The 11,977-nt window shown below is 57.6% G+C and carries 9 protein-coding genes; 4 read left to right on the forward strand and 5 right to left on the reverse strand.

The features are described from left to right. Window positions 1–69: 69 nt before the first annotated feature. The gene (locus ACIQY3_RS09525; RefSeq protein ID WP_403018856.1) at window positions 70–1,632 is read right to left on the reverse strand and encodes a long-chain-fatty-acid--CoA ligase; all 1,563 of its coding nucleotides are present in this window, start codon (window positions 1,630–1,632) and stop codon (window positions 70–72) included. Between the two features lie 291 nt (window positions 1,633–1,923). Between ACIQY3_RS09525 and ACIQY3_RS09530 the strand changes: the two genes are divergently transcribed. Beyond that, window positions 1,924–2,925 (forward strand): AraC family transcriptional regulator, encoded by a 1,002-nt coding sequence (locus tag ACIQY3_RS09530; protein ID WP_403018858.1) that lies wholly within the window; start codon window positions 1,924–1,926, stop codon window positions 2,923–2,925. Window positions 2,926–2,969: 44 nt separating this feature from the next. Here the strand turns inward: ACIQY3_RS09530 and ACIQY3_RS09535 are convergent, their stop codons facing one another. The 3 genes from ACIQY3_RS09535 to ACIQY3_RS09545 form a co-directional block, all read right to left on the reverse strand. Next, window positions 2,970–4,337, reverse strand: a complete 1,368-nt coding sequence (locus ACIQY3_RS09535) for a DUF1329 domain-containing protein (RefSeq protein ID WP_403018859.1) — start codon at window positions 4,335–4,337, stop codon at window positions 2,970–2,972. A 31-nt stretch (window positions 4,338–4,368) separates the two neighbouring features. Continuing rightward, window positions 4,369–6,234: a DUF1302 domain-containing protein gene (locus tag ACIQY3_RS09540; RefSeq protein WP_403018860.1), complete on the reverse strand. Its 1,866-nt coding sequence runs from the start codon at window positions 6,232–6,234 to the stop codon at window positions 4,369–4,371. Window positions 6,235–6,425: 191 nt separating this feature from the next. Next, window positions 6,426–7,199 carry a helix-turn-helix domain-containing protein gene (locus ACIQY3_RS09545; RefSeq protein ID WP_403018862.1) on the reverse strand — a complete coding sequence of 258 codons (774 nt, stop codon included), beginning with the start codon at window positions 7,197–7,199 and terminating at the stop codon, window positions 6,426–6,428. A gap of 171 nt (window positions 7,200–7,370) precedes the next feature. On the opposite strand from ACIQY3_RS09545, the gene ACIQY3_RS09550 reads away from it, so the two are divergent. From ACIQY3_RS09550 to ACIQY3_RS09560, 3 genes are read left to right on the forward strand one after another with little or no spacing between them, the layout of a single operon-like run. Further along, window positions 7,371–8,297: a 4-hydroxyproline epimerase gene (locus tag ACIQY3_RS09550; RefSeq protein WP_403018864.1), complete on the forward strand. Its 927-nt coding sequence runs from the start codon at window positions 7,371–7,373 to the stop codon at window positions 8,295–8,297. Between the two features lie 36 nt (window positions 8,298–8,333). After that, window positions 8,334–9,281, forward strand: a complete 948-nt coding sequence (locus tag ACIQY3_RS09555; protein WP_403018866.1) for a dihydrodipicolinate synthase family protein — start codon at window positions 8,334–8,336, stop codon at window positions 9,279–9,281. Next, the gene (locus ACIQY3_RS09560; RefSeq protein WP_403018867.1) at window positions 9,274–10,545 is read left to right on the forward strand and encodes an NAD(P)/FAD-dependent oxidoreductase; all 1,272 of its coding nucleotides are present in this window, start codon (window positions 9,274–9,276) and stop codon (window positions 10,543–10,545) included. Before ACIQY3_RS09555 ends, ACIQY3_RS09560 begins: the two co-directional genes overlap by 8 nt. Window positions 10,546–10,607: 62 nt before the next feature. Here the strand turns inward: ACIQY3_RS09560 and ACIQY3_RS09565 are convergent, their stop codons facing one another. Beyond that, on the reverse strand, window positions 10,608–11,816 hold the full coding sequence (locus tag ACIQY3_RS09565) for an MFS transporter (protein WP_403018868.1): 1,209 nt from the start codon (window positions 11,814–11,816) through the stop codon (window positions 10,608–10,610). Window positions 11,817–11,977: the final 161 nt, after the last annotated feature.

Raw genomic sequence — 11,977 nt, forward strand, 5'->3', positions numbered from 1 at the left:
ACGCGCTTGGGTGCTGCTTGACGTTTCTGGATAACCCATCGTTGCGGCAGGCTTATCCGATGTTATTAATTAATTGATGGCGCGCTGGCGGTCACGCCAATAGACTTCGCGAAGTTCAACCTTGCGTAACTTTCCTGCACCGGTCATCGGGAAAGGTTCTTCGCGAAACACCACACTTCGCGGGCACTTATAACCGGCAATGTATTGCCGGCAATGGTCGATAACTTCCTGTTCAGTCGTGCCGGCTGATTCACGCAGACGAACAATGGCATGCACAGACTCGCCCCATTGTTCACTGGGAATACCGATGACCACCACTTCGTGTATCGCCGGATGCTTGGAAATGGCACTTTCCACCTCAGCGGAAAACACATTCTCGCCACCGGACACGATCATGTCCTTGACCCGGTCCACCAGAAACAGAAAGCCCTCGTCATCCAGGTAACCGGCGTCGCCGGTCATGACCCAACCGTCGACCAACGCAGCACGGGTCTGCTCCGGGCTGTTCCAATAGCCGAGCATGGCATTGGGGCCACGAACCGCCACTTCACCGATGCCACCCACCGCCAGCGCCTGGCCTTCATCACCGACAATTTTCAGTTCAACGCAATAGGCCGCCTGCCCTGCAGACCTTAATCGGCGCGCATTCGGCCCTTCGATCACATGGTATTGCGGCTGTAAGATCGTCGCGATGGGCCCCAGTTCGGTTTGCCCGTAGGCCTGATAGAAATCAACTTTCGCGAAACCTTCGATCGCTCGCCTCAACGTGCCTTCCGGCATCGGCGAGGCGCCGTAGACAACCTTGCGCAGGGACGAAATATCGGCGTCGGCCAGTGCCGGATGGCTCAACAACATCGAGATCATGGTCGGCACCAGCAATACGTCGGTGACTTTGTTCTCGGCAATCGTCTCCAGCACTTTTCCAGGCTCGAATGCCGGGACAAAGACATGGGTGGACCCGGCGATCGAATTGGCAATCGAAAACGCCAGATCGGCCAGATGGAACATGGGCGCGGCGTGTAGATAAACCGTGCCGGGTTCATTGACCGAAATCCCCGCCATGACCGACATGGCGCTGCTCCACAGGTTCTGATGGGACAACATCACGCCCTTCGGAAAACCCGTGGTGCCGCCGGTGTAAAATATGCCGGCGAGTTCGCCGTATTCTGCATGAGAGGCCTCGACCGGCTCTGCGGCGTCGAGCAACGCTTCATAGTTCAACATGCCCTCAGGTGTTTCACCGTCCCCCACGTAGACAAGGGTTTCAAGGCTATCCACCTGACAAAAAATCTCATGGGCGATGCCTTTGAACGCATCATCGACCACCAGCACCGTCGCCCCGCAATCCTGCAAGGAATACACATTTTCCTTGATCGACCAGCGGGTATTCAGAGGCACCACCACGCGATTGGCCCATGGCACCGAGAAGCACAGCTCGAAGTGGCGATCCGAATTCAGCGCCAGAATCGCTACCCGATCGCCCGCCTGTCCGCCCAGAGCGACCAACGCGCCAGCAAACCTCGCGACGCGCCCGTGGAGTTCTGCCCATGTTTGCCGACGCGCGCCGTCCACTGTCGCGATATGGTTGGGAGTGACTTGCGCATTGCGCTTGATCGACTGGAACAGGTACATGGGAGCCTCTTTTTATAATTATTGGGTATTAACACGCCTTGCACCGGGCCAGCAGAGAATAGAAGCTTGCAGAACTAATATCAGCTACCCATCTGACAAAACGCGCTACATCCACACACTTATATTTTTCATCTTTCAATCATTCTTTCGAATTCTGCTAAAGCATTGATATGCATTGACTTCGCCTTACCGACACCTCGATACTAATTTTTATTCGCCTCGTCGGACAATGCCCTAAAGAAACTGTGAAATGAACATTTCCGCACAATAAGCCGGCCCATCGGGAGCGCAATGAAAAAATACACCGCCAGCAATCACTACGTGTCCGTTTTACTGGAACAAGTAGCTGCCAAAGGCCTCGACACCGAAAGCCTGCTGCGTGAAACCGGGATTTCCGAAGAGTTGCTGCACAGCCCGCAGGCCCGAATTGCCGTGGAGAAACTCGCCCGGGTGGTGCAAAAAACCTGGGAATCCCTGCAGGACGAGTACCTGGGTTTTACGTTGACGCCTTGTAAAATCGGCACGCTTTACCTGATGGGTAAACTGGCGCTGCATGAGCCCAATCTGGAAAAGGCTTTGAAAATTGCCACCCGTTTCTATCGAACAATCGAAGACAACTACCGAATAGAGTTGATAAAAGAAGGTGATGAAGCGCGCCTGGTCTTTACCTTCAACAATCCAGAACTGGACCCCCATCATTTATTTTCCGAATTCCTGATGATTGTCTGGCACCGTTTCTTCAGTTGGCTCGTCGGTAAATATATTTTGTTGGGGCACAGCACCTTCAAATACCCGCCGCCGCCCCATGTCGACGAATACAAATTCCTGTTTCCTGGCGACCAGAGTTTCTCGGAGCCCGTCAACAGCCTGACCTTCCATAAAAAATATCTGCAGTTACCGGTGATCCAGTCCGAAAGTGCGCTGAAAGAATACTTCCATAGAACCCCCATCGATATGTTGATGAAGCTGGAAAACGACGACAGTTACAGCACACGAATCCGCTTGATGATCGAAACCCGCATGGAAGAAGGCTTTCCGGATTTCACCGTAGTAGCCAGCGAATTCAACATGGCGCCACAGACCCTGCGACGTAAATTGGCCCAGGAAGGCACGCCCTACCAGACGATCAAGGACACCATCCGCCGCGACTTCGCCATCTTTCACCTGACGCAACGCAACCTGCCCATCAATGAGATCGCGATAAAAGTCGGCTTCACTGAACCGGGTGCTTTTATTCGCGCGTTTAAAGGATGGACCGGTGTAACGCCCGGCGATTATCGCCGCATAGACTGATCCCGGGCAGATAATCCTGCCCGGGATTTCAAGTGCCCTTTTAGTTAGCGAACCCCTGATTGTCTAAGTGCCGTCGGGGTGTAGTCGATGTTGTTGGCCTTGAACGCAAAGTCATAAGCCTGGGCCTCTTCGTTCTTGAACCCGAGGGCCAGATAGCGCCCGGAGATCAAGTCGTAGAGGGTTTCCACGGTCAGCCAGGGAATCTGCTGGTTGTAGTAAAACTGCGGATGCCCTTCGGCCACACGCCACAATGTTCCGCGACCGTCATAGTGGTCAACTGTCGCAGCCTGCCAAGTGTCCTCGTCGATGTAGAAGTCGCGCTTGGAGTAAATATGCCGAGCGCCCGGTTTCAACGTCGCCACAACATGCCACACCCGGTGCAACTCGTAACGAGTCAGGTCCTGATTGATATGGCCGGCCTTTACCACGTCGTCATACTTCAATTTCGGTGAGTCCAGGCGATAACTGTTGTAAGGGATATACACCTCTTTTTTCCCTTCCAGTTTCCAGTCGTATCGATCCGGCGAGCCGTTATACAAGTCGAAGTTGTCCGAGGTACGGGTGCCATCGGAGGCGCTGCCCGGGCCGTCATAGGCAATCTGTGGTGCACGCCGGACCCGACGCTGCCCGGCGTTGTACACCCAGGCCATGCGCGGTTCTTTGACCTGATTCAGGGTTTCATGAACCAGGACCACCGAGCCGGACAATCGGGTCGGCGAGATGACTTCCTGCTTGAAGAGAAACAACAGGTTCGATTGTTTGACCGGATCAAAATCGGTCAACCCTCGAGAGAAGGTCATCTGATCCTTGAAGCGCACCAGGGAATACGAACCGTCGGTTTGTGGCGTGACCTGGGTAATCAAACGCGAAACGCCCTCTCCGCGATAACGGGTCAAGTGGTTCCAGATCACTTCCAGGCCCGTATGTGGAATAGGGAACGGGATCGCGGTACTGAAACCTTCCAAACCATTACCGTCTTCAACCAGATTCGCCTTCAGCGCATTTTGACGAATGGCCGCCAATACATCGTCCGGCAAGTTCGCGGTTCGATGGGTCATGTAGACCGGCATCGTGTAACTGTCGGGGTAGCGCGCGAACAGGGCGAGTTGCCCCGGCGTCAGATTCTTCTTGTACTTTTCCACGGTCTTTGCGGTGATGGTGAACAGCGGTTTTTCCTGAGGAAAAGGATCCGCCAGAAAACCTTTGGCATCCACCGCCCCGGCATTTTTGGGCAGGCCGCCGGTCCAGGCCGGAATACTGCCATCGGCATTCGCGGCTTTTTCCGCGCCGACCGGGGTCAGTTCTTTACCTAGTTTGGCCGCTTCAACTTCCGAAACAGCAGAAAGTGCATGTCCACTGGCCAAACACAGGCCGAGCGCGGAGACACATACTGAATATGCAATAACGTTCATAGTAACCTCGTGGCAGACGTTCTTTTTATAACTAGAAGTTTACGCCCATGCTCAGGGCGATAAAGTCACGATCAATTTGCGCGTTGTAAGTCCCGCCAAAGAAGTCGGTGTAGTTAAGGGTCGCCGTGTAAGTATTTTTATAATCAGCGGTCAATCCAAGACTGATGGCTTTACTGCCCTCGTTAAAACCCGCACTTTGCGACGGCGCATAACCCTTCACATCATGTGACCACGAAATACTTGGCTGCAGGTTTATCCCGGCAATCGCGCTTGGATAATCCAACGACGCGCGACCGCGATAACCCCACGAAGTCGTGGTGACGAAACCGTCGTTAGTGCAAAACCTCGTTTGCGCGTTCGAACACTTGCTGTTATCCGGTGAGATAGCACCCAGGCCATACACGTTGTCGCGGCCATAACGCACGCCGCCATTGCCTTCCAGCCCGGCAACGTAAACCGCGCCTACTTCTCCGACCAAAGACAGGCGACTGGCGCCCAGCACCTGATCCACGAAGTGCACGGCCGTGACTTGCATCTGCGTCACTTCCTTGCGCTTGTAGCCGGTCATGTCGGTGGAGTTGCCGACGATCATGTCGCCACTGGAGAGGATCGGCGATTGCGCCGTGGCGCCAATGGTCGCTTGCAGCAAATCAACGGTGTTCAACTGCAAGGGCAAGTTCGGTCGATAGCTGATTTCACCGGACAACGCCGTGCCGGTCGGCAAGGTGGTGGCGAAACTCAACCCGTACATCTGAATGTCTTCCGGGTACTCGATAAAGTAGTTGGCCGTGCCGAAACGATACGCCGGCGCCAGGCCCGCCACCGCGCTGCCACACCCGGCGGAATTGGCGGCGATGCCCAGGTTTGCACACAACTGCGGGGCGAAACCCAGGTCAGTGGCATGGGCACTGGTTTGCGAACTGAGGTAAGGGCTGCGACTGTGATAGTTGACGAAGTACGCGCCAAACTCCGTGTCCAGCGGTTCGAACATATAGCGCATGGCCGCGCCCCACTGGCCGCCGTTACGCGCATCCCTGTCATCGCCGCGAGGCAGGATGATGCCCTGTTTGTCGAGCCCGATGCCAAACGGGGTCAGGCCCCTGACCGCACTGGCATTACCGGTAAGGTTCGGGCCGACCGTGGCAAAGTTGCAGCCATCAGCCAGGATGTCGCTGCCAAAGAACGTGCCGCAGTTATCGACGACCGTCTGTTCCCAGTCCAATTGGTAGAAGGTCTCCAGCCCCAGATTATCCGTCAGCGCTTGCGACAGGTAGAGCATGTTGACCGGCAGCAGCGCTTCCTTGACCTCGGACCCCGGGCGACGGATCGCAGCCACGTCGATGGGGTTGATCACGTTGATCCCGCCCGGAATAAAGGTGCTTTCGCCCCAGTTGACCACCTGCTTGCCCGCACGAAACGAGCCAGGCAAGTCACTGATCACGTAGTTGTAATAAGCGAACGCATCGAGGATTTGCGCGCCGGACGATTTGGCGCCTTCCTTGCGTCCAGAGTCGTCGATATCGCGAAAACGCCTATTTTCGTCTTTCAACTCAAAGTCGTACCAATACTTGCCGCGAACAAACACACCCACATCCTGATACTTCAACTCAAGATCATGCACACCCTTGAATATCTTAGAGAAGGTTTCATGTTTCTTGAAATTCAACCGACCATCGTCCCCGGTCGATGCCGAACCTTTTCCGCCATTATTGACGCCGATCAAATGAGGGTCTGGATTACGCAGCGCCCAACTTGACCCGATTGAAAGTGAAGAGTCAAAACGCCCTTCTATTTCACCAATATTGAAATTCACGGCAAATGCTGGTGCACTGACAGTCAAGGCGCAGAGTAAAGGTAGGGTATTTAAGGAACAGCCGCTCGCCACGTGTGTTTTCATCTTCGCATCCAAAATCTTATTATTAGAAGAGACTCCGGGCTCGTATTTAAACGAGCGCGCCGTGTCTTTCGGAAGTGCGTGTGTTGTGTTGACACGTGATGATTGGACGCTTTCTGCCATGCCCGCACAATGACGAGAGCGCACCGAAAAATAAGCAGAAAACGCCATCTACCAGAACCGACTCCCCACCGTTAATTGGCGGTAGCTTGCCGATACTGACGTGGCGTGAATCCAGTCAAGGCCTTGAACTGGCGGGTGAAAGCACTGTGGTCGGTGTAGCCGCACTGCAACGCGACATCGGTGATGGGAATGTCGGTGTGCAGTAAACGATGGGCGTGTTCCAGTCGCACTTTTTGAATCATCTGCCGTGGCGTCAGGTGGAACACCCGCTGGCAGTACCTTTCCAGTTGCGCCACGGAAATACCGGCAATCCGCGTCAGTTCGGCCAAGGTGACACGCCGATTGAAATGCGCGCGAATGTATTCGTCCACCGCCGCCAGGCGCTGGTAGGCCGGGTGCGTGTCGCTGGCCGATTGCAGATCCACCGAGATCCCCGCCAGGCCGATGATGTCACCCTTGTGGTTTAACAGCGGTCGCTTGTGGGTCAGGCACCAGCCCGGCTCGCGACTGCCGTACAGGTGCAGTTCCAGTTGATCTTCCAGCACCCGGCCTTGCTCCAACACCTGTCGATCCTGTTCGGTATAACCCGGTCCAAACTGTGCTGGAAAAACCTCGGCGCTGGTTTTCCCGAGCAAGGATTGCAGTTGTTTCAAGTTACAGCGCTGAACCAGCGTGCGGTTGGCCATGACGTAGCGCGCCTGGACGTCCTTGATAAAAATCGTCGCATTCGGAATCACATCCAGCATCGGTAACAGCGGCGCCACGCCCGCCAGTAGCGCTTCGATGGTTTCGGGGCGATTCCCGTCGCTCCCCTGGCACAGCATCGCCAACGCGTTCTGCGTCATCCGTCTCACCCTCTCAATGCCCGACCCGAGATTGCCCCGTTGCGGGAGCGGTGTCGAGCCCTCCTGCATTGTGCTGATTTCGTCATCCACGCCCACTGAAAACATCAATCGCCAGCGTGACGGGAAGTCCAGGCTACAGCCATTACCTGCGCACCTCTCAAGGATAGGTTTATGAAACTGGTTCATGTCATTGATTCCCACACCGGCGGCGAACCGACCCGCCTGGTGATTAGTGGCTTCCCGCAACTGGCTGGCCAGACGATGGTCGAGAAACGCGACGCCCTGCGTGACCAGCATGACCACTGGCGGCGTGCCTGTCTGTTGGAACCGCGCGGCAACGACGTATTGGTCGGCGCGCTGTATTGCGAACCGGTGTCGCCGGACGCCACGTGCGGCGTGATCTTCTTCAACAATGCCGGCTACCTCGGCATGTGCGGCCACGGCACCATCGGCCTGGTCAACTCGTTGCATTACCTGGGCTATATCAAGCCCGGGGTGCACAAGATCGACACGCCCGTCGGCCCGGTCAGCGCCACGTTGCACGACGACGGCACGGTGACCCTGCGCAATGTGCCCGCCTATCGCCACCGCCAACAGGTGCCGGTCGATGTTCCGGGGCATGGCCGCGTGTACGGCGATATCGCTTGGGGCGGCAACTGGTTCTTCCTGGTGTCCGATCACGGAAAAGTGTTGCAACTCGACAACGTCGACGCCCTGACCGAATACACCTGGGCGATGCTCAAGGCCCTGGAAGCCCAAGGCATTCATGGCGAGGACGGCGCAGTCATCGACCATGTCGAACTGTTTGCCGACGATGACCAGGCCGACAGCCGCAACTTCGTCATGTGCCCCGGCAAAGCCTACGACCGCTCGCCTTGCGGCACCGGCACCAGCGCCAAACTGGCGTGCCTGGCGGCCGATGGAAAACTCGCCCCCGGTGAGCCCTGGGTCCAGGCCAGCATCACCGCCAGCCAGTTCATCGGCAGCTACGAATGGGAAGGCGAACGTGTCCGCCCGTTCATTACCGGCCAGGCGTTCATGACGGCCGACAGCACGCTGCTGATCGACGAACAGGACCCTTTCGCCTGGGGCATTTGAGCGACCCCGCCTCTCAATAAATCTGGAGTGACCATCATGAGCGACAATATTTTCACTGGCTGCATCCCTGCATTGATGACTCCGTGCACCGCCGAGCGCACACCGGACTTTGACAAGTTGGTGGCCAAGGGGCGTGAGCTGGTCGATATCGGCATGAGTGCAGTCGTGTACTGCGGCTCCATGGGCGACTGGCCGTTGTTGACCGAAGCCCAGCGCCAGGAAGGCGTGGCGCGTCTGGTTGCTGCCGGTGTTCCGACCATCGTCGGCACCGGCGCCGTGAACAGTCGCGAGGCAATTTCCCATGCGGCCCATGCGGCCAAAGTCGGCGCCCACGGTTTGATGGTGATCCCGCGCGTGCTTTCTCGCGGCGCCTCGGCCACCGCGCAAAAAAACCACTTCGCCGCCATCCTGAATGCCGCGCCAAACCTGCCGGCGGTGATCTACAACAGCCCTTACTACGGCTTCGCCACACGCGCCGATCTGTTCTTTGAACTGCGCCGCGAACACCCGAACCTGATCGGATTCAAGGAATTCGGTGGCGCCGCCGACCTGCGCTACGCCGCCGAAAACATCACGTCCCAGGACGACAGCGTCACCCTGATGGTCGGAGTCGATACGCAAGTGGTGCATGGTTTCGTCAACTGCAACGCCACCGGCGCCATCACCGGCATCGGCAACGCCCTGCCACGGGAAGTGCTGCAACTGGTGGCCCTGAGCAAGCAAGCGGCCAACGGCGACGCCAAGGCCCGACGCCTGGCGCGGGAGCTGGAATCGGCATTGGCGGTGTTGTCGTCCTTCGATGAAGGCTGCGACCTGGTGCTCTATTACAAGCATTTGATGGGGCTCAACGGCGACAAGGAATACACCCTGCACTTCAACGACACCGATGTGCTCAGCGATGCCCAGCGGCGTTACGCCGAAAATCAGTACTCGTTGTTCCGCCAGTGGTACAAAAACTGGTCGGCCGAGCAGAACAATGTCTGATCACGCCACTGAGCATCCCGACATCGCGGTCGTCGGCGCCGGCATCATCGGCGTCGCCTGCGCCCTGCGCCTGGCACGCCAGGGGCTGCGGGTGGTGGTCATCGACCGGCAGGAACCCGGTCACGGCGCCTCGTTTGGCAATGCCGGGCACCTGGCCACCGAGCAGGTGTTTCCCATCGCCGACCTGTCGATCCTTAGACGCCTGCCCGCCATGCTGATGGACCCGATGGGCCCGCTGCGCCTGGACTGGAAATACCTGCCTCGTGCCCTGCCGTGGTTCACCCGCCTGTTATTGAACCTTCGCCCGGCGCCGTTCCGACGTACCGTGGCCGGTATCCGCGCGCTCAACGAAAGCAGCCTTGGTGCCTGGCAGCGCTTGTTGCAGGACATCAGCCGTCCCGATTTGCTGCGGGAGGACGGCTCACTGCTCATGTTCGAACGCGCCGACTCGCGCCCGGTCATCGAGGCGCTGCAGGCGCGGATGCAGCAACAACAAGTGCCGGTCGATTACTGGCAGGCCAACGTGATACGCGAGACGGCCCCGCAACTGAGTGAGGGAATTCAGGGCGGCTTGTTCTTTCCGGGCACCGGGCATTTTCTCGATCCTTACCAGGTGGTCTGCGAACTGGTCCACGCCGCCAGAACCAGCGGCGTGCAGTTCTTGAAACAGCAGGTCCTGGGTGGGCAGTTGCATGAGCATGGCGTTGCGCTGATCACTGACCAGCAGCCCCTGACCGCCCGCCGGGTCCTGATCGCCTGCGGTGCACACTCGGCGAAACTCACCGCTGCGCTGACCGGCGAGAATGTGCCGCTGGACACCGAGCGCGGTTATCACCTGATGTTGCCTCACGAGCATGACCGGTTGCCGTTCGCCGTCACCTCCCTGGAGCGAAAATTCATCATGACCCCCATGGCCGATGGGTTGAGGCTGGCCGGCACCGTCGAATTCGCCGGCCTCAACCGCCCACCGACCATGGAACGTGCCTGGCAACTGCATCGCCTGAGCAAAGGCCTGTTCAGCCGAGACTTGAATGCTGAAGACGCTACGCCGTGGATGGGCTTTCGCCCTTCCTTGCCGGACTCCCTGCCGATCATCGATCGGGTGTGCGATGGCAAGGTGCTGCTGGCGTTTGGTCACCAGCATTTGGGGCTGACCCAGGCAGCAATCACCGCGGAACTGATTGGGCAACTGGCCGTGCCGGAGGCCCTCGGCAAATCCCATGAATTGCCGGTCACCGAACCTTACAGGCTGGATCGTTTTTGAAAAAAACCGGTGCCGGCGCCGAAGCGCAAAACCGCGTGACGCCTGCCGCTCCCGGGAGTTGGCTACTGAAAGGAAGGCTCGCCGCAAGTCGTTGATGACGCTCGCAGCGTACCCAGCCCCAAAAACACCACCATCACCATCACGAGGCCGGCGGCAATGGGAACACCGAAACCTGCTCGCGCGCCATAGACGTCGATGATCAAGCCCGCCAGTACGCCACCCAGCGCTACGCCGATGCTGATACCGGTGGTCATCCACGTCAGTCCTTCGGTGATCCTCGACGGCGGCACGATGATCGTGCCCAGATTCATGACGATGACCATCGTTGGCGCGAATGACATCCCGGCCACAAAAAGCATTCCGGCAAGGAAGTAAACGTTTGGTGAAAGAATGGGCAGTACGGCGGTGACTGCCGTTATCAGTATCCCGATAAAGAACTGCTTTTCGATCGGCAGGGAAATGCTCAGCGCACCGAAAGTCAGGCCCGCGATCATTGAGCCGGCCGCGTAGGCTGCCAGGATAAAACTGGCGGACGTTGGCCAGCCCTCTGCGGTAGCGAAAGCGACTACCGCCACATCGATCGATCCGCCAATGCCCCCCATCGCGAGCAACGCCAGAACGATGATGCGAAGACCAGGGATACGCAAGGTTGAGCTGGCGTTTTTCCGGCTACCGCTGACCACTTCAGGTTCTGTCTGTCGCTGCAGGACAAACGCCGTCACGCCGATCACCAACAGCAAGACGGCAACCAGAGGTCCGGCCTCGGCAAAGAAGCTGGTGCTCAGGCCAATGGCCAATGGCGGGCCAATAATAAAGGCCAGTTCCGTCAGGACAGTGTCCAGGGAAAACGCTGTGTGCAATTGCGGTTTGCCACGGAAAAGCTGTGTCCATCGTGCCCTGATCATGGCGGGCATGCTTGGCATCGTCCCCGCCAGTGCTGCCAGGATAAAAAGCATAAAGGCCGGAGCCCTCATATAGACGGCCATTATCAACGCCAGCAACATGCCAATGCTGAACGCCGTCACAACGGGCAGAACCCGGCTCTGGCCGCGCTGATCCACGAGTTTTGATATTCTCGGCCCTATCAGTGCGTTCGCTAATGTAAACGTACCGGCGACCGCACCAGCCAGCCAATAAAGACCCGTCTGCATCACCAGCATCGTGATGATGCCGATGCCGATCATTGCCTGCGGCAGGCGGGCAATGGAGCTCGCGATCACCAACCCCGCGACGCCGGGGGTGGTTAGAAGTTCGCGATAGGGATTAGCCATGATTTCTCCAGTTTTATAACGCGACGCTGATCAGTATTCCGATTCATGCGACATCACTGTCTGAAGCGGTTTCCAGGCGACGCAGTAGTGTCATTAGCAAACCCGCCAGTGAGGCATTACAACGTTTGCAACAGCCCCACTGGCGTGTGGGTAAGAAGCGT

Source organism: Pseudomonas sp. NPDC096950 (genome assembly GCF_044762525.1).
In the GTDB taxonomy this organism is placed as follows: Bacteria; Pseudomonadota; Gammaproteobacteria; order Pseudomonadales; family Pseudomonadaceae; genus Aquipseudomonas.